This is a genomic window from Pseudotamlana haliotis, from assembly GCF_008806375.1.
In the GTDB taxonomy this organism is placed as follows: domain Bacteria; phylum Bacteroidota; class Bacteroidia; order Flavobacteriales; family Flavobacteriaceae; genus Pseudotamlana; species Pseudotamlana haliotis.
This window is the reverse complement of sequence record NZ_WAAT01000037.1, coordinates 103,047-125,854: the sequence shown is the minus strand read 5'-3', so window position 1 is coordinate 125,854 and position 22,808 is coordinate 103,047. Positions and strand designations below refer to the sequence as shown.

Below are 22,808 nucleotides of genomic sequence, written 5' to 3'. Positions count from 1 at the left end.
TAAACACAACGACAAGTTGGTGCTGAACTAGCTTTAATATTAATTAAATTTAATAACTACTAACACTCTAAACTAGAATAAATATAAATCCAGTGAATATGAAAACCAAAAACTTCTCTTTAGTAACCCTCATGATGCTATTGAGCTTTTTAAGCCTAGAAGCACAAGAGAAAATTAACCGTGAAATCCTTCCTGTAGTGCCACCAGAAGCAAAGACCTATACAGAGTTGGATGTACGAAATACAAAACCTCCTAAACCATTCAATGTAGCTGCCCCCGAAGGCGCTCCTAACGTTGTAATCGTATTGATTGATGATTTAGGTTTTGGTGCAACTTCTTCGTTTGGAGGTCCTATCAAAACACCAACTATGGACAAACTAGCCAATAACGGTTTGCGTTACAATAATTTCCATACCACATCCTTATGTTCACCTACAAGGATGGCAATAAAAACAGGAAGAAACCACCATACTTGTAACACTGGGTCTATTATGGAATCTTCAACGGCTTATCCTGGTAATACAGGCTCTCTACCTAAAAGTGTAGCGCCGCTAGCTGAGATGCTTAGACTGAATGGCTATAGCACTGGTGCTTTTGGAAAGTGGCACGAAACTGCAGCTTGGGAAACTTCTGTATCTGGACCTTTTGACCGTTGGCCAACATACCAAGGTTTTGATAAGTTCTATGGATTTATTGGTGGAGAAACCGATCAATGGGCGCCACTAATTTATGATGGGTTAAAAAAAGTAAACCCTCCAAAAACGGAAAATTACCACTTTACTACAGACATGACCAACCAAGCGATCAACTGGGTAAAAGCACAGCAGTCGATGACGCCAGACAAACCTTTCTTTATGTACTTTGCAACGGGGGCTGTTCACGCACCACACCATGTGTCTAAAGAATGGTCTGATAAGTATAAGGGACAGTTTGATAAAGGTTGGGATGCTATCCGTAAAGAAACAGTAGCAAAAATGAAGCGTACAGGAATGATTCCTGAAAACACCAACTTAACTCCAAAACCAAAAGATATTAAGGATTGGGATAAGTTAACAGCAAACGAAAGAAAATTATTTGCACGCCAGGCAGAAGTATTTGCTGGATTTATGGAAATGACAGATTATGAAGTAGGTCGTTTAATGAATGCCGTGGCCGATATCGGTGAATTAGATAATACCTTATTTATTTTTGTTGCAGGAGATAATGGAACTAGTGCCGAAGGCGGAATGGTTGGAATGTATAATGAGATGACCTACTTTAATGGTGTAGAAGAAAAAGTAGAAGACTTATTACCTCTAATGGATGAATGGGGTGGCCCAGGAACATTTCCGCACATGGCAGCTGGTTGGGCGGTAGCTTTTGATGCGCCATTTAAATGGACCAAGCAAGTGGCTTCAGACTTTGGTGGTACGCGAAATGGTATGATTATCCACTATCCAGAAGGTATAAAAGACAAAACAGGTTTAAGAACGCAATTCTCTCACGCCATTGATATTGCCCCTACTATTTTAGAAATCGTTGGACTTCCAGAACCAAAAGTAGTAAACGGCGTACCGCAAATCCCGATTGAAGGAACCAGTTTTGCCTACTCATTTAACGATGCCAAAGCAGCTGAAAGACATACCATTCAATACTTTGAAATGTTTGGTAATCGAGCCTTATACAACAATGGTTGGTTTGCACGAACCATTCACAGAGCGCCTTGGGAGATGACCAACTTACCTAATTTAAATGACGATGTTTGGGAGCTATACAACGCAAGAAAGGATTTTAGCTTATCAAAAAATTTAGCAGCTCAATATCCAGAGAAAGTAAAAGAGATGAAGAGCTTGTTTATGGCTGAAGCCGAAAAATACCATGTATTACCAATTGACGACAGAACCATCGAAAGAATGAACCCAGCTCTAGCTGGACGTCCAGACATTATGGGTGGTAGAAAATCGTTAAAGTTATATGAAGGTATGGAAGGTATGATGGAGAATACCTTTATTAACATCAAGAATAAATCATTTTCAATAACGGCTGATATCGAAGTACCAAAAGATGGTGCTAACGGCGTTATTCTTACTCAAGGTGGTCGTTTTGGAGGATGGTCTATGTACATGAAAGATGGCATACCTGAGTTTACCTATAACTTCCTCGGACTAGAACGTTATGTAATTTCAGGAAAGAACAAGTTAGCACCAGGGGCTACTACAGTTAAAGTTGACTTTAACTATGATGGAAATGGTTTAGGTAAAGGTGGTGTCGCTACTATTTTTGTTGACAATAAAGAAGTTGGAAATGGGCGTATTGAAAAAACGCAACCTAACATATTTTCGGCAGATGAAACAGCAGATGTAGGTCTTGATAACCAAACTCCAGTAGCTTTAGGTATTGGTTATGGTCCAGAGGAAACTACTTTTACAGGTAAAATTAAAGAAGTGATAGTTAGTGTAGAGTAGTTATATATTTAGTCACTTATAACCAAAATTGTAATTGAATAAAAACTAGAAACAAAAGCAAAGCATAACAAACTATTAAGTAAAATTTATATTGGCAGAAGCTATAAACTCTCGCAGTTTATAGCTTCTACCTGTTTTGCAAGAAAAAGTTAAAGAAATTTTTGACATACAACCATTTGCTTACGTGACGTCCCTTTCTGTAGCTTTATATTTTGTAGACATCTCTTATTTATTTTCAGGAACTTTCTTGGGGTGCTGCTTTTATATTTTAGGCATGGCACGAACTACAAGTCCACGATATCGGGTTAAACCATACAACTCCATTCAAGAATTGGAATCACACCTATATTAAGTATTATACAAATATGTATTTTAATTTAATACCCCATCTACCGCTTTAATAGGTTCGGGAAGATTTTTCTCACACAACATTTCACGTAAATCTATTTCAATAGTGCGACATAGAGAAAGCATAGGAATGTCATTTACTAGACCCTGAAAAGGATTTTCAGAGGTATCACCAACAACTTCCATCATAATATAAACCCAACCAATTAAAGCTGTTATTGGCACAGAAAGCCAAATAATCCATTTATCAAAAGCCATCAATTCTGGAACCATACTAAAAGGCAACAGGAATAGAAAAATGGCAACAAAATAATCACTTATAGAGGAATACTGCCTTGGTAAAGGAAATTTCTTAATTCTTTCATTTTTACCTTGCAATTCTATAAGAGTTCTTAACAAATCTTCTAATTGCATATGTCTGAAATCATCAATAACATTTTCTTGTCGCAAAACCTGTAAATCCCTAGACTGTGCGTTCATAATTTGGGTCGCTGGGTTGGCATAACCAATTAAGGTATCGTACTCATCATTTGGAAAATAATCTTTTAATTCGCCTTCACTAATTTCATTATTCAAAAGTCGTTTTCCTAAGTTTTTTCTGAAATAACCTGCAATTATTCTAGATTTATGGGTATCTTTTTTATGCTCCCAAGTTGTTGGTGTTAGAAGTTGATTTCTATGAATATATAACCATCCTATATGTCGATAAATGAGTCGTTGCTTAATTTGATGAATATCAGAACTACTTTTATCAGTTACAGTAAACTGATTGCTAATATAACTATCTAAAAGCATCCCCCAACTACGACTTGTATTTACAATGCCACCCCATATTTTTCGAGCTTCCCAAATTCTCTCATAAGCATTGTTGTTTTTAAATCCGAGATAAAACGCAACCGCAGTACCAATAATTGAAACAGGTAACCAAGGAATAATTATGTTTATCACTTTAAAATGATAGAGAGATGCCACTATACCATTAAAAACTAGAAGCCAAAAAAAATAACCTCCAGACCATTTAAAAAGTCTTATAAATCCAATGTTTTTAGATTCTATCATATTGTTCTTTTATGTTATTTGGTTTAAAACGCCTCCATTCAAATTTATTGATTGAACTATTATTACTACTTAATTTTAAGAAACCTATGCGATACAGAATACTTGGAAACACGCAGATATACAATAAATAATTTTGATCCAAATATAACGAATTATTGAGCTATACATCTTAAATTTATAATTCCATAGCGTTTATCCAAAATTATGTGCTTTTGAAAAACATTTCAAATTTCATAGATTAAAATAGTTTTGATTATAACCTATCAGAAAAAAAACATACAATTGAATGTAAATCGACCCCATTTAAATCTGGTTTTCTACCATTTTTCACTGACACCTTGAGCTACCAAATAAATAAATTTCAAGGCTGTACCATCATTGGGAAATACCTTTTTGTTTCTTGTTTATTTATGCAGACTTGCATTAAAACTTTCAATATATTGGTGGCGTAAAGGAGTTTCCTAATTTCTTTAGGGTAGATTAAAAATGTGGTTAGGTTTTGCCAGTTATTTCCCCAAGACTTTACGGCAGATAGGTATTTGCCTCCAAGTTTTGTTTAAACACCTCAAAAGCTTCTATTGTAAATCCCTTATTGTCTGCTTGATAAATAGCCTTAATATCTACCATTATTGCCTTTCGGTCGTTGTAACTTACATAGTTTAACGATTTTCTAATTTGATATACAGTACCGATCTGACGAATGCCATCTGGGGAAATAGCCTCTACCATCTTTTCCAGGCTAGGCAAATTGTCGGAGCACAAAAAAGTAGACATCTTTCACCCGATAGCGCGGACTTGTAGTCCGTGCCATACTAATAACTCAAAACAAATCTAATGCAACAACATCTAGTCAACTTACTGTCGTTATTGTTATAAAATACGCGACATCCTTTTCTGTAGCCTTATATTTTGTAGACAACTCTTATTTATTTTTAGAAACATTTTTATGATACCTCTTTAATATTTCATGAATGGCATGGACTACGAGTCCTCGCTATCGGAAACTTACATAATTTAGTTTTCTTCCAAAATAATCTTACCACCATCATTTACTGTAAATCTATGCCAATCAACAACATTTACACCGTCTTCATCAATATTAAATTTTAATATCCACAAATTATTATCCTTTATATAAAAATATTCATTTTTTTGAGCTAAAGCCTCTATATAGTTTTCATAACTATACATTCTGATTGAATCGGTTAAAACTCCTTCTTTCTTTAAAATTAAATTCTTTATAACAAAATCATCAGCATCAGATGTTTCTTTAGATTGTTTAATACTATAGTTTATATTTTTAAAATTTTGAATCACCTCATTATTTATACCATTTAAGTTTTCATAAATAAATTTTATTTTAAAAAACTCGCATTTCATTTTGTAAGAATCAGAAATCTCCAAATCTCCACCCGAAACACATGTTGTATTAATTTTATCAATAAAATTTCCATCAGAAATTAAAGAATCACCCATTAACTGAATACCCTTTTCCTTAGGACTTATAGTATTTTTTAACATGTCACTAACAGTATCTTTCTTATTGTAACACGTCGTGTCTTCTGATTTATTACTTAAAGTTTCTTTACATGATATCAGCCCTAATGCAACTACCATGACAAGAATAAATATCACTTTTTTCATAATTATTTTATAATTTGAATTTTATTATTATCAAACTCTCCAGAATGTAAATGCGAGTTATGAAGTGAACCTCCATCAGATGCATTATTGAAATTTTCAAAATATTTTTTTGAACCAATTAACCTTTCGTTAAAATGAAACTTTTTCATAGCATCAATTATTTTTTGATCTTTATTTTGGTCCCATTTGTATATTGTATCTACGCTTTCTCCGTTGACGTGTTTTGAACTAGGAAAACAAGAGCCTTCATTAAAGCAACTTCCTGTCGTCTTTATTCCCTCCTGATGTTCAGCTAATGCACCAATAAAACCTGCTAAAGACCCAGAACCTGTAAATCTTCTTTTTGTACTAGTAAATTGATATTTAATTATTACTCCATTTTTTGAATAATTTAGGTTATCGGGCATTTTAACAATTTCAACATCTTCATCTAAGGCTTCATATAATCTCCAAATCTTCCCCTTTGTTGGATGCTCTCCATATTCCGCTATATCATTATTAACATACTTAACTCTTCTTGACGTACTACCTTCACTTACATTTTCATCATAAATTATGGCAGCATGAGTAGGTTTCGAATAATGTACTACTCCATATTTTTTCTTTTTAATAACAAAGAATTCAGTAGTACAAATTTCGTGATGACTCCCTTTATCATCAACATAAACATATTTATACTTATTTACTTCTAAAGAAGAAGATAGATGTTTTTCTATATTTCCATTATAGAAAATAAAATAAGTGGTAATATTAACCCCTACAATCATCTTCATCTGCTCCACAAAAGCAATAGGATGAAAATGATACACATTTGATTCTTTTGGGAATTGACGTTTTATGCGTTTTTTATCTAAGATTTCAAAATCATAAGCTAAACCCTGTTCTTCAACAGTAAGGTTATCGGTTATTCTGATTACTGGTGTATACTTGCGATGGGCAGCAATATAGGTTTGTTTACGTTCTTCTTTAGAGCGTAAATCACCTGTGGTTATTTCATCCCAGAAACATAAGTTTCCTGTTTTGTTTGTTATGACCTTTATTTTTTTGTCCCGCTGGGTTTCTAGCTCCTGCTTCCTTTCAGGATCAGAGGCCTCATCGATGCCTTTTTGAAACAAGCTTTTCAGTTCTCTTTCAAATATATCTATATTTTTCCAAGTATTCCACTCACTCTCATGTTTACAAATTAACTTACTAACGTGATGTAGGGATGCCTTATTTCGCATGACCTGCTGTAATTCAAAATTAGATAACACCTTATCTCCGTCGGTATCGGCCTGTGTCCAGATATCTTCGACGAATTTATGCGGACTGCTTTTTTCAACAAACTCACCGAACATATAAAAATATTGATCACCAGTATCATCTAATAGCTTCCAGCCAAAATCAGTCCAATTGTAGGGGTTCTTTTCTGTGAGTTCCGATTTTTTAATCCAACCAGCTTCCTGTTTCGTTTTGACATGCCACCACAGCACGCCTTGACTATCTTTAGCTTCTGCTGTTTTTATTATTTTGGAGGTTTTCAAAACCTCAACAGTTTCAGAATGATTACTAGGTTTATTCTCAAACACCGTATTGATAGCAGCCCTTAAACTTACCCAAGCACCAGAATCTCCAGTAACTTCTATAGATTTCACCCAAAACTTTTTTCCTGAATATTTCATACCATAACCTATGGTTCTGTTCACATTGTCAGCTCCTGTTTTATTTATATAATAGACTTCAGATTGCTTATTTGGTAAAACATGGTTTAATTGGGAATTGATTTCGTCAAAATCTGCCTCTTTAATGGTGTAAACATTGTTTCTTACTTTAACTCCATTAACATAGGTCTTAATTTTTTTATTTTCATCATTCAGTATAACATAGGGCACAACAGCGGTTTCATCTTCAAACCCGATTTGTGTATAATCCCCATCACATTCAAAAATTTTTACATTGGTATTTGTTAGTAATAAATCACAAGGCTTTCCTTTATGAAGTTTTTTACCTTTGTCAACCTCATATGTGATCCGATCCTTATCTTTAGTATTATTTATAAATTCAGAAAGATTGGCATCATCTGTAAACACTTCTAAATGTAACGCATTATACGATTTACAGTTTTCAGAGTTATATTGACCAAGGTTACCTATAATTTGTCCTGCCTTTATAGGCACGTCAACATTTTCAACCGTTTTAAAAAAGACATCATCTTTTATTTTCTTGAAAATTTTGCTACAGTCTTGGGCTAAAACGTAGTGGTCAGTACCTTTAACTTTATACCAGGCTTTATCTTTTGTTTTTTCTATTTCCAATTCTGTATTATAACATTCCATTCCGACAAAATTGCCGTTAACAGCGTCAAACAACATGGTTCCCTTATAATCGGCTTCCCCAAAAACATTAACCTCTTTAGCTTTATAATGATCTACTTTAACAAACTCATCAACCTCATCAGTTAAGTAGCCTTTGTATACACAGAAAACTTTATTGTTATGAGAACAAAACACATATGAAGCATTGCCACACATCCAATGTTCTGGAGGCAAGCATACATCATACTCCATTTTCAGAGTGGTTCCTTTAGCGAAAAAATGAGTTTCCTTTTTCTGTTTTTCTAAAACCTCGGATTTATACTCACGAACTTTCAATCCCATTTCCCTTGAATTCGTTTTTATTTTTACCACATACTTCGCGTACAAATCAGGAATATTTTGACCGTCCTTACTAGCAACCATCTCCTTTTTAGGCTGCAAGTGCATGTACAGACTATAAAAACGAAATTTTATTTTTTCAGGAGTTTCAAAATCATGCTGTATTAACATAAAACTATTGGAATATTTAGCCGTTTCACTATCTTTTTCAGGTAAATAATCTTCCGCAAAACGGTAAGCAATAATACGACCGTCGGCTATCGCACAAACCTTGGTACCAAGACCTTCAATGTGTATACCCCCGTGCCAAGAATTATTTATACCAAGTGGAAAAAAACCGTTTCTGTTATTATGGCCAAAATGATAAGCATTGGTCTTTTCTTTTTCAATTTCGTCGGGATGGTTTCCGTAAGATGGTATGATGGGGTACTCTACTCTCATTTCCTTAAAATCTAAACACTAAAATCAATTTGAATGAGGTATCCCTGCTTTTTAGCTTCTTCCTGTTTTTTTCTAGCTTCTTTTAGGTTTTCACCTTGGCCAATAACCGTCGATTTGATTCTATCTAATGAAGTGATTTTCGGAAAAGGAATTTTTTCGGCAGGCAGGGCTTCAGAAGGTACTGTCGCAGAACTACTTACTATAATATTTGGTTCGCCTACGGTAATCACCCCACCATGAGCCGTGGAATCTCCCAAACAAGAAATCGGTTTCCCATTTACAAGTACCGATGGATTCCCGCTAATAACCGTATCTGGACCACCATTACAGGTGCACATGCTCCCCATAGTAGCCACAGGCTTTCCGTTAAATAAAACATTAGCTTCACCTTTAATTATTGGTCCGCCAACATGGGGCGTAGTGCCACTGCACATGGGGCAAGTATGATGACTTCCTAAAGTCGCTGCAGGTTTTCCAGACATATAGAATACACTTTATAGATTTGAGAAGTACCAAATGTAAGTATTATTCTTTTTGTTTGTACGATTTAACTTTCTTTTTTAAATAGAAATTTTTTATTTAGTTGAAGTTTTTTTATTCTATTGGAAAAGATTCGTCCTATTGTCGGAATGACATCTAAATTTTTAATTGAGCTAAACAAACACTACACATATGACTAACCAACCCAAATCGGCACATCAATGTTAATTGAAAAAATGTATTAAATTGTGAAAGAAAGAAAAAGAGATGCTTCCTAAAAACTAAAACCAAAAGCCCCTGTAATCCCAAAAGGTCGGGCATTAGGGTTTTCAACCTCATCCATGTAGTTCCCGCGGAAGTTGAAATCGATTCGGAAAACCTTAAAAATATTACCTATACCAAAACTGTATTCGTAGTAAGGGTCTTTAGACGGTGCAACGTAGTTTAAGCCAGAAGCATTCAGGTCTATATTTTCTTGAGATATACTTCCCATAACCGTTCTAAAGCCAGCTATAGCCCGTAAATTAAACTTTTTAATTAACGGAATTCGAGAAAACAAGCGTCCGTTAAAATTATGTTCTACATGTAAAGAGGCATATTCATCGGTAACAAACTCATAAAAATCTATTTGAGAAAAAGTGTTATAAATAGAAAAATAACTTTGGTTACCCGGAATAACACTTAATAAACCTAAAGGCACAGCTCCAAAGGTTTTCCCAGCTTCAATCGTGGTAAACAACCTTCCGAAACCACCTACTTGCCAAGGCTGCACATATCTAAACTGTAGTTTAGTATAATCAAAATTATCATTATGCCTTCCTTTTAAACCTTTACTGATTAAGGCATAAATTTGAGCATAATCGTCATTTGCTGCAGAGCGCTCTACACCAAATCCTGTCATTTTTCTATTCGGAAAATAAGACATTAAAATTTCGGTTTCGTATTGTTTGATTTCAGAAGACACTCCCGTTGGAGAATTGGGGTCATAGTAATCTAAACTGAAGGTTTCTGAAGCCGACTCTAAAGTTCTATAACTTCCGCCCAGTCTGAAAATTAAATTTCTTGCAGGCTCAAACTGAAGCGATAAGGTGCTTAAATTAATATTGGTTAGTTTATCATTAGTGGCCGTTGTAAATATTCCAGACGACGCAAAGCTTCTTCCTAAAACATCAGTAGAATTGGTTAAACTCGCCCCTATCTGTTCGATATCACGACGATTTCCGCCGGCTATAATCAATCGGGTTTTCTTATCTATAAGCCATTTTCCAGATATACCGTATTTAAATTTATCATCACGAAATCCGTAGGCCATAAACCCTTCAATACGCCATAAATCGTTTCTCCCAAAATAGGTGCGCCCACCGGCACGTAAACGTACACCTTCCACTTCATTGTATCCAAAGGAAGAAAACACCGGTCCGTAATCTAGCGGTAAAGTATTAAACTCATAGTAACCCGAAGCTAAAACAGTACCAGCACTGTAGAGATTTTTAAACTTCTTAACCGTTTTTAAGGTGTCCAACATTTTGTAAACGCCTTTTTCGTCTTCGCTAAGTTTTTCCATCCTTTTGGCTTCCCAAAAGGCATCATCACGATCAAAGGCAGCTGTATCATAGAAGTTTACCTCTTTTTCATAAAACTTCTTATCTCTTTTAATATCGAATTTATAATTATCATAAAGGGTTGTTCGCTTTCCGTAGAGTCCGCGGGACTTTTCCTTTTTATTAGGCGCAAAATCAGACATCATATAATCACGCTTCACAAGGAAAAGGGAATCATTTAATACCTCAAACTCTTGTTCGATATATATTTCCTTAACCCAGTTAATATTGGCACTTTTTGAGGCCTGCATATTAATTTCCTTAATGGCATAAGTAGTATCAGCAACCCAAAAATCGCCTTTAAAAGTGAGTTCGTTTTTTCGTCGTGGGTAATAAATAATATTGTAGCACCACTTATTATCAATGTAAGCACTATCGGCCAGCACATAATTATAGGTATTGATGCCCGTTCGCGATAGAGGACTCACAAAACTTTTATCAAAAAACTTCAGGAAATTATCATAGACATTGATATCTGCATAGAGGTCTTTCACAAAATCAATAAGACTTTGGTTATCGCTAAATCCTGAGTTTTTATTACCCTGTAAGATTTCTTTGTTTTTGTTAAGCTCATTATCACCGTATACTTTTGATGCAGCTTCATTAACAAAAATAGGCAGGTAGGTTTTTCCAGTAACCCTAGAGGTATCTACTTCATCAAACACGAATTCCATCCCTTTAAACAGTTTACTATTTATAAGTGTACTGTCTATGGTATTGATATCGAATTCTAATTTTTCGTATTTATCATATTCGTATTGCTTAAATTGCTTTAGCCCGTTACTACGTTTGTGTTCCCAAATTTTCCGCAGCAAATCTATAGCGGGATTATTTTTTTTAGGTTGCTTACCGGATACAATAAAAACCTCATTTAATTGAGAAGTGGCTTCAACAAGTGTAAACTTTAAATCGTAGTTGATTTTTTTTTGCAAAGGCACCGTTAAAGTTTCATAGCCAATAAAAGACACGGTAAGCTCGGGCCAAGTCTCATCAGACTCTAAGTAAAACCGTCCTTCTTCATTAGTAATTGTCCCTTGAGTGGAGCCTTTAAAAATGACATTAGCAAAAGATACGGCTTCATCATTTTCATCAAAAACATAACCACTCACTTTTGTTTGCGCAAAAGCTGCACAAAAACTTAGTAGAAATAAAAAAAGTGAGCATCTTATATTCATAATAAAAAAAACTTCATCAACAAGGTTGTTGATGAAGTTTATATAACGTAAAAAAATACAGTTTATTTATACATTACCTTTTTTACCGCTTTAATTACCTCGTCTTTGTTAGGTAACCATTCTTCCAATAATACTGGAGAATACGGTGCAGGGGTATCTGCAGTGTTTATTTTTACAACAGGCGCATCAAGGTAATCGAAAGCTTCAGATTGTACTAAGTAAGTAATCTCAGTAGCAACACTACCAAACGGCCATGCTTCTTCTAAAACAACTAAACGATTTGTTTTCTTAACTGATTCGATAATCGCTTTTCTATCCATTGGACGCACTGTACGTAAGTCGATAATTTCACAAGAAATACCTTCTTTCTCTAATTCGTCTGCTGCCTTGTAAGCTTCTTTAATGATTTTTCCAAAAGAAACGATAGTTACATCGGTTCCTTCACGTTTGATATCAGCAACTCCTAATGGAATGATGTATTCTCCTTCTGGAACTTCACCCTTATCACCATACATTTGCTCACTTTCCATAAAAATAACCGGATCATCATCACGGATAGAAGCTTTTAATAAACCTTTAGCATCGTAAGGGTTTGAAGGTACAACTACTTTTAAACCTGGCGTGTTAGCAAACCAGTTTTCAAAAGCTTGTGAGTGTGTTGCTCCTAACTGTCCAGCAGAAGCTGTAGGCCCACGAAATACAATCGGACATTTAAACTGCCCACCAGACATTTGTCTGATTTTTGCTGCATTATTTATAATTTGATCAATTCCAACTAATGAAAAGTTAAACGTCATATATTCTACAATCGGTCTATTACCTGTCATTGTAGAACCAATAGCGATACCAGCAAAACCAAGTTCTGCAATTGGTGTATCAATAACACGTTTAGCACCAAATTCGTCTAACATGCCTTTTGATGCTTTATAGGCACCATTATACTCCGCTACTTCCTCTCCCATAAGGTAAATGCTCTCATCTCTGCGCATTTCTTCGCTCATGGCTTCGCAAATAGCTTCTCTAAATTGAATTGTCTTCATTAAAGTTTATTTTTATTCGAGTAGCAAAAATAACAATTATTGCTAAAAGTATCCTATAAAATGTGAAATGAAAATTCAGGAATATTTGGTTTTTGCCATCTTTACAGTAAAAACCTACTATTTATGCGGATACATTAATAATAGTGCATAATAAAACCGCGGACTTTAATCCATTTCACACTAAAGGCTCATACATTATCATTTTGTAATATTTATCATTAATTTTTTGATTAATTATTATGCATGCATAGCAATTTTTACGAATAAAATAATTAACTTCGTCTCCTGAAAATCTCAGACGATTTTGCTAAAAAATTAAGATGATGACCTTATTAATGTCTGTTTCTTAACAACATTAGTACTGGTTTTACATATATCTAATCATTATAAAAATTATACAAATGAAAATATTAGTGTGTATCAGTCATGTTCCAGACACTACTTCAAAGATTAATTTCACTGAAGACAACACGAAATTTGACGCCAATGGTGTACAATTTGTAATTAATCCGAATGATGAATTTGGATTAACACGTGCCATGTGGTTTAAAGAAAAACAAGGTGCTCACGTTACTGTAATTAACGTTGGAACTACAGAAACTGAGCCTACTTTACGTAAGGCCCTTGCGATTGGAGCAGATGAAGCCATTCGTGTAAATGCTGAAGCTACTGATGGTTTTTCAGTTTCTAAACAACTCGCCGAAGTCGCAAAAGATGGTGCTTACGACCTTATTATTGCTGGAAGAGAATCTATTGATTATAATGGTGGTATGGTACCTGGTATGCTTGCTGGATTAACCGATGCCAATTTTGTAAATAACTGTATAGGTTTAGAAGTTGAGGGGACTTCCGCGAAAGCGATAAGAGAAATAGACGGCGGAAAAGAAACCGTTTCTACGTCACTACCATTAGTTATAGGGAGCCAGAAAGGCTTAGTTGAAGAAAGTGATTTACGCATTCCAAACATGCGAGGTATTATGATGGCGCGTAAAAAACCCTTAAAGGTTGTTGATGCTATCGAAACGCAGGTTGAAACAAGCTCTACTTCATTTGAAAAACCTACTCCAAAAGGCGCTGTGACTTTAGTTGATGCCGATAATTTAGATGAATTGGTCAACTTGCTTCACAACGAGGCTAAAGTGATTTAGACCTCCTCTAGCCCCTGTATTGGAGGCGTAATGATTGCGGAGAGGTTCGTTGAAATACCGAAATCACCATGAGATCCTGAAATAAATTCAGGATGACAAAACAAAAACTCATTAATGAGATTTCTACTTTCGTGGAAATTAAAAAAAATTTAATATGTCCGTTTTAGTATATACAGAATCAGAACAAGGCACCTTTAAAAAAGCAGCTTTTGAAGTTGCTTCTTATGCCAAAGCCGTGGCCAACCAATTAGGAACAAGCGTTACAGCCATTGCTATAAACGCCAACGACACTTCGGCTTTAGGGCAGTATGGTGTTGATAAAGTTTTAAACGTAAGCAACTCACAACTTGATGCTTTTAATGCCAAAGGCTATGCCGCAGCCATCAAACAAGCTGCTGAAAAAGAAGACTCTAAAGTTGTGATATTAAGCTCAAGTGCCAATAGCAAATATTTAGCACCACTTTTAGCGGTGAGTTTATCAGCTGGTTACGCTTCCAATGTGGTTGAAGCACCGTCAAGCACGAGCCCGTTTACTGTTAAACGTACCGCTTTCACCAACAAAGCTTTTGAGGCAACTCAAATAAACACCGATGTTAAAATCATAGGTGTTTCTAATAATGCATTCGGATTGGTCGAAAATACGGGTAGCGCTTCCGCGGAAGACTTCTCACCTGAAATACCAAGTTTAGGAGTTAAAGTTGAATCGGTAGACAAAGCCAGTGACAAGGTGAGCATTGCTGATGCCGAAATTGTAGTGTCTGGAGGAAGAGGCTTAAAAGGACCAGAAAACTGGGGCATGATTGAAGAATTAGCCGAAGTTTTAGGTGCAGCGACAGCATGTTCTAAACCGGTATCTGATTTAGGGTGGCGCCCGCATGGTGAACACGTTGGTCAAACCGGAAAACCTGTAGCATCAAACTTATACATTGCTATTGGAATCTCTGGAGCCATTCAGCATTTAGCTGGTGTTAGTGCTTCAAAAACAAAAGTAGTCATCAACACAGACCCCGAAGCACCTTTCTTTAAGGCTGCAGATTATGGCGTAGTTGGCGATGCCTTTGAAGTGGTTCCTGCCCTAATTGAAAAATTAAAAGCTTTTAAAGCACAACAATAATTTATTTTTTATAAATTGTGTAGTCCTAAAGAACTGCTTAATTTAGCATTTTATACCTTTTCTGAATATTCAGAAGGTTAAGTTCTAAATTAAGCGGTTTTTTACGTTTTAAATATATGAGTTTAGTAAGATTAAATATAAAGGGGATTTCCTATAGCCAAACACAAAATGGTGCTTATGCGTTAATTTTGAATGAAGTAGATGGCGACCGTAAACTCCCTATCGTAATTGGTGCTTTTGAGGCACAATCTATTGCCATCGCATTAGAAAAAGAAATTAGCCCACCCCGCCCATTAACTCACGATTTATTTAAAAATTTTGCCGACCGCTTTGATATTGTGGTTAAACAAGTGATTATTCACAAACTTGTAGACGGTGTTTTTTATTCCAGTTTAATTTGCGAACGCGATAAAATTGAAGAAATCATTGATGCTAGAACTAGTGATGCTATTGCTTTAGCCCTTCGTTTTCAAGCACCTATTTTTACCTATAAAAACATTCTTGATAAAGCTGGAATCTACTTAAAAGTAAACCCAAAGCAAGAAGATGAATCTCAAGAGGATAGTGTTTTATTAGATGAATTGGTAGCTAATGAAATTGAAACCGATGAGCAAGACGAGACTTACAAAGGCAAAACCCTAGAAGAACTTCAAAAATTATTAGAAGAAGCTGTTGCTACAGAAGATTACGAAAAAGCAGCGCATATTAGGGATGAAATTTCTAAACGCGAATAACCTTATTTTTAGACTATGAAAAAGTTGTTTCTGTGTATTGCTGCAATCTGTTTATTCTCATCTTTAAATACTTTTGCTCAAGACACAGAAACCCATGCTGTTGTTGATTCTGTAACACAAGGCATCACAACTGATTCCATTTATTTACCGGCTGGTGATGAAATGGTTGAAATTAGTACTTCAGATTCTGCATCAAGTCAGGAACCTAAAACTAAAGCCTCCATCCACCCTAGTGAAGGATTCTCTTTTAATAGCTTATGGCGTGGCATTTTAGGAATGATTTCACTCATTCTACTTGCTTATTTATTCAGTAGCAATAAAAAAGCCATCAATTGGAAGACCGTAGGCATGGGACTAACTTTTCAACTGCTAATTGCTATTGGTGTTTTAAAAGTGCCTTTCATACAAAACATATTCAAGTACCTTGGTAAAGCTTTCAATAAAGTTTTAACCTTTACGGAAGCTGGCACCGAATTCTTATTTAGCTCTTTTATATCGGGCACGATTGAGAGTCCGCTTATCAATTTCGCTGTGACCATTCTACCTACTATTATTTTCTTTTCAGCATTAACCTCAGTTTTATTTTACTTAGGAATCATTCAAAGAGTAGTCAAAGGCATGGCCTGGTTACTCACCAAACTTTTGGGCATTTCTGGCGCTGAAAGTTTAAGTGTTGCCGGGAACATCTTTCTCGGGCAAACAGAGGCCCCATTGATGATTAAGGCCTATTTAGAAAAAATGAACAAGTCTGAGATTCTCTTGGTGATGATAGGGGGTATGGCCACCGTAGCTGGAGGTGTTTTAGCCGCATACATTCAGTTTTTAGGTGGTGATGATATGGTTTTACGTGAATATTTCGCCAAACATTTGTTAGCGGCATCAGTCATGGCTGCACCTGGAGCTATTGTGATTTCAAAAATTTTATATCCGCAAATCGACGCCGTAAACACCGAAGTTGCTGTGTCAAAACAAAAAATTGGCGATAATATATTAGATTCTATTGCTACTGGGACTACCGAAGGTTTCAAATTGGCTGCCAACGTCGCTGCCATGCTTCTGGTGTTTGTTGCTTTTATAGCAATGATTAACTACTTTTTCTTAAAAATAGGGTCTATTGGAAACTTCAACCTTTGGGTTAGTGAAAATTCACCATACCAAGCCTTGTCTTTAGAAGCCATTTTAGGAACCGTATTCGCTCCACTTATGTGGCTTATTGGTGTTGCTAAAGAAGATGTCATGATGATGGGGCAACTCCTAGGAATTAAACTCGCAGCTAGTGAGTTTGTAGGTTACATTCAATTAGCCGAATTAAAAAACACAGCTAATACCATACATCTTAATTACGAAAAATCGATAATCATGGCAACCTATATGCTTTGTGGCTTTGCAAACTTTGCATCCATAGGCATTCAAATAGGTGGTATTGGATCCCTAGCACCTGGGCAGAGAAAAACCTTATCTAAATTTGGTATGAAAGCTTTAATTGGCGGGACCATTGCTTCTTTAATTTCAGCGACTATTGCCGGAATGATTATAGGCTAAATTCCTGGGAAAGCAGGAATCTTAAGAGTATATCGAAGAACATATTACAACAAAAAAGCATTACCTAATCACTTTAATCTAGCTCTAAACTTGCAGGTTTTAGCCTGTTGGAATAACAAGATTCCTGCCTGCGCAGGAATAGGGCTAAATTCCTACGAAAGCAGGAATCTTAAGAGTATATCGAAGGACAACATGCCACAAACAATCTCCTCAGTTACCCATTTCATCATATTAACACCTTAGAAATCGCCCCTTGTAGACTTATCGAAATCTAATTCCAACCAATTGTTAGATGAATTTTAATGATTTTCACTAAATTCGCCGTTGGAATATGTATTCAAATTTCCAACGAAATTTTCACTTAAAAAACAGATTCCTGCCTGTACAGGAATGAGGCCTATGAAACAATATCACGACCTAGTAAAACACGTTTTAGAGAACGGAAATGAAAAAGGAGACCGCACTGGAACCGGAACAAAAAGTGTTTTTGGTTATCAAATGCGCTTCGATTTAAGTGAAGGGTTCCCCATGGTAACCACCAAAAAATTACACTTAAAATCTATTATTTACGAACTACTGTGGTTTTTAAAGGGTGATACAAACATTGATTACCTTACTGAAAACGGTGTGAAAATCTGGAATGAATGGGCCGATGAAAATGGTGATCTAGGCCCCGTTTACGGTTACCAATGGCGCAACTGGAATGGTGATGATATTGACCAGATTAAAGAAATTATTGAAACCTTAAAGACCAACCCGAATAGCAGACGCATGTTGGTCTCGGCATGGAATCCTTCGGTTTTACCGGACACTTCAAAATCCTTTAGTGAAAACGTTGCCAATGGCAAAGCAGCTTTACCACCTTGCCACGCGTTCTTTCAGTTTTACGTGGCTAACGGAAAATTATCTTGCCAGTTATACCAACGCAGTGCCGATATCTTTTTAGGCGTGCCTTTCAACATTGCCTCTTATGCCTTATTTACCTTGATGATGGCTCAAGTTTGTGGTTATGAAGCCGGAGATTTTATCCACACTTTTGGTGATGCGCATATTTACAGCAACCACTTCGAACAAGTGGAACTGCAATTATCAAGAGACCCAAGACCACTTCCTAAAATGATACTCAACCCAGAAGTCAAAGATATTTTCGACTTTAAATTTGAAGATTTCACCTTAGAAGATTACAATCCGCACCCACACATAAAGGGTAAAGTTGCTATATAATTAAGAATAATCACGTAAAAAGCGAACTATACGTCAACCTGAACTCCTGCCTGCCGACAAGTACGATGGATGATTCAGGTTCTCATTACTACTAGTTAACAGCCTGATGAGATTCTGAAATCGAAGATTCAACACAGTTAAACAAATTCAGAATGACCCCTTTGTTTTTAAAGACAGATTCTTTTATACTATTTCTATAAATTCAGCACGCTATTCTCAGCGCCTGCAAAATCGCTCCAAGCATAAGCATCGGCAGCTTCGTCGTTTTCATAAACACCATCTACCACATATTTAAACTCGTAGCTACTTCCTGCGTCAAGGTTTACAGTGCCTTTAAACGTTCCGCTTTTTAACTTTTTTAATTCGGTTTCTTCAGTACTCCAATCATTAAAACTTCCAACTAAAGCTACTTTTTCAGCCTCAGCAGCATCAATTGAGAAAGTTACTTTACAAACCGGTTTGCTCTTTAAGTATTGTTTTTTTATAGCCATAATCTTATTTTTTTCGTTGCTGTTATAGCTACTAATTTATAAAGTTTTTATCACAATTAAGCATTTAAATTTCTCATATTGAAAGAATTATCATTTTAATAATTTGGCTTCTAAAAAAATAATACTAACTAAATAATTCATTCATATAATTATTGTATTTTTAATTAATACGCTACTTTACAAACTGATAATCAACACATACTGTTACAGGCTTCATTTGATAATATCGAAAAAAGTCTTCCTAAATTAAATGATTTTAATCTCAATAAAAAAGCAGTAACTTTACCTTCATAATTAAACCACTATGTTCGGCAAAAAAAAACCAACTCCACAAATAGACAAAGAACAATTAGAGCTTATTAAAAATGCTCAAAAACGCATTAAACAAAAGAAGCGACTCTATTTTCATTTTGTATTATTCCTTATTGGAAGTGCTTTTTTAATCCTAGCCAATACGGTTTTAGGTATGGGTACCCGATTGAATGAAATACTAGGTGCCGAGTGGTTTTTATACGCGATTTTAATTTGGTTATTCTTTTTGTTATACCACACGTTTAATGTCTTTGTGACTTATAAGTTTATGGGCAAAGACTGGGAACAAAAACAACTAGCAAAATTAGTAGATAAACAGAAAAAGCGCATTGAACAACTTCAAGAAAACCTACCTAAAGTTGCACCAGTAACGCCACAACCTACAACCAAAGAGGTCTTAACTACAAAAACATTAAACACAAATCAAGAACTTACTGTTATTGTCGCTGCCGCGGAAAACAACGCTATTGGAAAAGACAATAAACTCATTTGGCATTTAAGTGATGACTTAAAACGTTTTAAAACATTAACCAACGGACACCATATTATCATGGGACGTAAAACTTTTGAAAGCTTCCCAAAACCATTACCTAACAGAATTCATGTCGTGATAAGCAGACAACAAGACTATGAAGTACCTGAAGGTGTGATTGTAGTGAACAGCCTTCAAGACGCTATCGATTTTTGTAAAAATGATGAGCAACCCTACATTATTGGCGGTGGAGAAATTTATAAACAAGCCCTGCCTTTGGCTGATAAAATTGAACTCACTCGTGTACATGACAATTTTGAGGCTGACACCTATTTCCCTGAAATAGACACGAAAATATGGAAAGAAAGTGCTCATAAATTTCATCTAAAAGATGATAAGAATGATCATCAATTTTCTTTTATTACTTATGTTAGAAAATAGACAGCTTTAAATGACGAGACTGTTCACCTTGCTTTTTTTCTTTTCAAGCTTTGCGTATTATGGCCAATCAAACAATATAAATACTAGCGCTAATACCGCTAATCCTTCAAAAGAAACCATGCCATTAAAAAAAGCTGAATTAATTACAAGAGCTAATAAAATACTCAAGACTAAATACCCGGATTTTAAATTCCTTCTAGATGATTATGATATTACCGCATGGTCAAACTCAAAAAAAACAATCGTTAAATATAGGCGTATTATTAGGTTTACACCGTTAAACAAAAATGACGGGCGTTTAGCAAACCACCTCAGGTATGATTTTGAAGTGAACCTAACCAACCAACGCATCTCCCCTTTTGACACTTTGGGAATGACCGATTTTTACATTCCGACTGCAGAAGAACAAGAAAAAATAGACTTTGTGATAGACGCTTTTAGTTTACCACGATTTGGTTTTAATAACAGTATTGTGGAAGACGCTAAAATGTATCGTATTCATATAGATAACGATGTTGCTTTTGGTAAATATTTTATCGATAAAACCACGGGAGAAGAATGCATGGGCTCTATAGAAGGTAGTTATGCCCCTATGCCCGAAATACCAGGAATGACAGAGTTTCCGGATCCACTTATAGAAATATCAGAATAAGCACTTACCTATGCTTAATAGGTTTTATGCTAGCTGACCGAATCAAGAGAAGTATATTGAAAACTCTAAATCAGCAGAACAATTTAAAGCAACTGGTTACCTTTTCTTCACAATAATCTTTAATAAAATAAGAGCCGTAATAGCTTTAATGTAGGAATGATTAGTTCTATGAAGATATACATCCTTAGTATTAAAAAAGGTTAGAATTTTAATGCCGTATTGGTACAACAATTTTCATTAATTTCGCAGTATGGTAAAAGAAATTCAACTTCGTATTACGCTTAAAGAGGAAGAGCGCAGTGATATTTTAGTCTTAAAATCGGCGTTAAAACTAGATATAGACCGTGAGGATATTACAGGCGTAAAAGTTCTACGGAAATCTATTGATGCTCGAAAACCTAAAATTATATTCAATTATAAGGTAGCTGTTTATATTCGTGAAGTGCTTCCTAAAACTTCAGAATATCAATTTGACTATAAAGATGTTTCAAAAGCTAAACCAGTCCATATTATTGGTTTTGGCCCTGCCGGTATGTACGCCGCTTTACGTTGTATAGAATTGGGTTATAAACCCATTGTTTTAGAACGTGGTAAAAATGTTCAAGACCGCCGTCGCGATTTAAAAGCCATTAATCAGGATCATCACGTTAATGAAGATTCCAACTACTGTTTTGGCGAAGGTGGTGCAGGAACCTACAGCGATGGTAAATTATACACACGAAGCTTAAAGCGTGGTGATGTACGTCGTATTTTTGAAAACCTTGTTTTTCATGGGGCTACAGACCAAATTTTAATCGATGCCCACCCACATATTGGTACTAACAAACTCCCAAAAGTGGTTCAAAATATTCGAGAAACCATTTTAAATTATGGTGGTGAAGTACATTTTGAAACCCGTGTTACCGATTTCAAATTAAAAAATAATGCGATAAGTGCGATTCAGCTTAAAAACGGAGAAGAATTAGCCGTTGACAAAGTCATTTTAGCCACAGGCCATTCGGCTAGAGATATCTTTTATTTACTTCATGATAAAGAAGTGGCCCTTGAAGCCAAATCGTTCGCTATGGGTGTTCGTGTGGAACATCCGCAACATATTATTGATTCGATCCAATACCATTGTTCTGGGGAACGCAGTGAATTACTTCCTGCAGCTTCCTACGGATTGGTTCAACAAGTGAATAACCGTGGAGTTTACTCCTTTTGTATGTGTCCTGGTGGATTTATTGTACCAGCAGCTACCGCCAATGGCGAAGTGGTGGTAAACGGTATGTCTCCTTCAAAACGTAATAATTTATATGCTAATTCGGGTATTGTTGTTGAAATAAATGTTGATACCGATTTAGCAAAATATGAAAAATTCGGAGTTCTAAAAGGCTTGGAATATCAAAAAAACTTAGAACGCTTAGCCTTTACCGCTGGCGGAAGAAGTCAGGTGGCACCTGCACAACGTTTAACTGATTTTGTTGAAGGCAGACTATCAAACGACCTCAATGATACTTCATACCAGCCAGGATTAAAATCGGCACCACTACATTCGCTTTTACCTAAATTTATTGGCGGAAGATTACGTAAAGGTTTTGAGGCCTTCGGACAAAAAATGAAGGGCTATTACACTGAAGAAGCTAATATTGTAGGCGTAGAATCTAGAACATCTTCACCCGTTTCAATTCCTAGAACAGATACTTTAGAGCATCCACAAATAACGAACTTATACCCTTGTGGTGAAGGTGGTGGCTATGCTGGTGGTATTGTTTCTGCGGCAATGGACGGTGAACGCTGTGCGGAAGCTGCTGTTTCGAGACTTTAAAACGTT

The 22,808-nt window shown here is 35.7% G+C and carries 17 protein-coding genes and 1 pseudogene; 10 read left to right on the top strand and 8 right to left on the bottom strand.

Features of this window, described 5'->3' with window-relative positions; all coding sequences use genetic code 11:
- Positions 1–98 precede the first annotated feature (98 nt).
- Positions 99–2,444, top strand: a complete 2,346-nt coding sequence (locus tag F6U93_RS06815; RefSeq protein ID WP_150938144.1) for an arylsulfatase — start codon at positions 99–101, stop codon at positions 2,442–2,444.
- A gap of 136 nt (positions 2,445–2,580) precedes the next feature.
- Positions 2,581–2,796 (top strand): hypothetical protein, encoded by a 216-nt coding sequence (locus F6U93_RS06810; protein WP_150938142.1) that lies wholly within the window; start codon positions 2,581–2,583, stop codon positions 2,794–2,796.
- A 20-nt stretch (positions 2,797–2,816) separates the two neighbouring features.
- On the opposite strand, the gene F6U93_RS06805 is transcribed toward F6U93_RS06810, so the two are convergent.
- The 7 genes and pseudogenes from F6U93_RS06805 to F6U93_RS06770 form a co-directional block, all read right to left on the bottom strand.
- Entirely contained in the window at positions 2,817–3,851 is a 1,035-nt protein-coding gene (locus F6U93_RS06805; protein WP_150938140.1) for a bestrophin family protein, read from the bottom strand.
- Positions 3,852–4,171: 320 nt separating this feature from the next.
- Positions 4,172–4,616: pseudogene (locus tag F6U93_RS15000) on the bottom strand (transposase); the annotation flags it as partial.
- Between the two features lie 249 nt (positions 4,617–4,865).
- Positions 4,866–5,495 carry a hypothetical protein gene (locus F6U93_RS06790; RefSeq protein ID WP_150938136.1) on the bottom strand — a complete coding sequence of 210 codons (630 nt, stop codon included), beginning with the start codon at positions 5,493–5,495 and terminating at the stop codon, positions 4,866–4,868.
- Between the two features lie 2 nt (positions 5,496–5,497).
- Positions 5,498–8,569 carry a hypothetical protein gene (locus tag F6U93_RS06785; protein WP_150938135.1) on the bottom strand — a complete coding sequence of 1,024 codons (3,072 nt, stop codon included), beginning with the start codon at positions 8,567–8,569 and terminating at the stop codon, positions 5,498–5,500.
- A gap of 11 nt (positions 8,570–8,580) precedes the next feature.
- Positions 8,581–9,051, bottom strand: a complete 471-nt coding sequence (locus F6U93_RS06780; RefSeq protein WP_150938133.1) for a PAAR domain-containing protein — start codon at positions 9,049–9,051, stop codon at positions 8,581–8,583.
- A 272-nt stretch (positions 9,052–9,323) separates the two neighbouring features.
- Positions 9,324–11,825: a DUF5686 and carboxypeptidase-like regulatory domain-containing protein gene (locus tag F6U93_RS06775; protein WP_150938131.1), complete on the bottom strand. Its 2,502-nt coding sequence runs from the start codon at positions 11,823–11,825 to the stop codon at positions 9,324–9,326.
- Between the two features lie 62 nt (positions 11,826–11,887).
- On the bottom strand, positions 11,888–12,865 hold the full coding sequence (locus F6U93_RS06770; RefSeq protein WP_150938129.1) for a pyruvate dehydrogenase complex E1 component subunit beta: 978 nt from the start codon (positions 12,863–12,865) through the stop codon (positions 11,888–11,890).
- Between the two features lie 401 nt (positions 12,866–13,266).
- On the opposite strand from F6U93_RS06770, the gene F6U93_RS06765 reads away from it, so the two are divergent.
- The 5 genes from F6U93_RS06765 to F6U93_RS06745 all read left to right on the top strand — a co-directional run bounded on the left by F6U93_RS06765 (position 13,267) and on the right by F6U93_RS06745 (position 18,627).
- Positions 13,267–14,013 (top strand): electron transfer flavoprotein subunit beta/FixA family protein, encoded by a 747-nt coding sequence (locus F6U93_RS06765; RefSeq protein ID WP_150938127.1) that lies wholly within the window; start codon positions 13,267–13,269, stop codon positions 14,011–14,013.
- A 154-nt stretch (positions 14,014–14,167) separates the two neighbouring features.
- A complete protein-coding gene (locus F6U93_RS06760) occupies positions 14,168–15,127 on the top strand; it encodes an electron transfer flavoprotein subunit alpha/FixB family protein (protein WP_150938125.1) in 960 nt (319 codons plus the stop codon).
- A 116-nt stretch (positions 15,128–15,243) separates the two neighbouring features.
- Positions 15,244–15,861, top strand: a complete 618-nt coding sequence (locus F6U93_RS06755) for a bifunctional nuclease family protein (protein ID WP_150938122.1) — start codon at positions 15,244–15,246, stop codon at positions 15,859–15,861.
- 15 nt (positions 15,862–15,876) lie between these two features.
- Positions 15,877–17,403: a NupC/NupG family nucleoside CNT transporter gene (locus F6U93_RS06750; protein ID WP_150938120.1), complete on the top strand. Its 1,527-nt coding sequence runs from the start codon at positions 15,877–15,879 to the stop codon at positions 17,401–17,403.
- A 399-nt stretch (positions 17,404–17,802) separates the two neighbouring features.
- Positions 17,803–18,627, top strand: coding sequence for a thymidylate synthase (locus F6U93_RS06745; RefSeq protein ID WP_150938118.1), 825 nt, complete (start codon positions 17,803–17,805; stop codon positions 18,625–18,627).
- 194 nt (positions 18,628–18,821) lie between these two features.
- Here F6U93_RS06745 and F6U93_RS06740 read toward each other — a convergent pair whose 3' ends face one another.
- The gene (locus F6U93_RS06740) at positions 18,822–19,118 is read right to left on the bottom strand and encodes an isoamylase early set domain-containing protein (RefSeq protein WP_150938116.1); all 297 of its coding nucleotides are present in this window, start codon (positions 19,116–19,118) and stop codon (positions 18,822–18,824) included.
- 304 nt (positions 19,119–19,422) lie between these two features.
- Between F6U93_RS06740 and F6U93_RS06735 the strand changes: the two genes are divergently transcribed.
- The 3 genes from F6U93_RS06735 to F6U93_RS06725 all read left to right on the top strand — a co-directional run bounded on the left by F6U93_RS06735 (position 19,423) and on the right by F6U93_RS06725 (position 22,802).
- On the top strand, positions 19,423–20,343 hold the full coding sequence (locus tag F6U93_RS06735; protein ID WP_150938114.1) for a dihydrofolate reductase: 921 nt from the start codon (positions 19,423–19,425) through the stop codon (positions 20,341–20,343).
- A gap of 118 nt (positions 20,344–20,461) precedes the next feature.
- Complete coding sequence (locus F6U93_RS06730) at positions 20,462–20,995, top strand: hypothetical protein (protein WP_191963465.1); 534 nt, start codon at positions 20,462–20,464, stop codon at positions 20,993–20,995.
- 250 nt (positions 20,996–21,245) lie between these two features.
- Entirely contained in the window at positions 21,246–22,802 is a 1,557-nt protein-coding gene (locus F6U93_RS06725) for an NAD(P)/FAD-dependent oxidoreductase (RefSeq protein WP_150938111.1), read from the top strand.
- Positions 22,803–22,808: the final 6 nt, after the last annotated feature.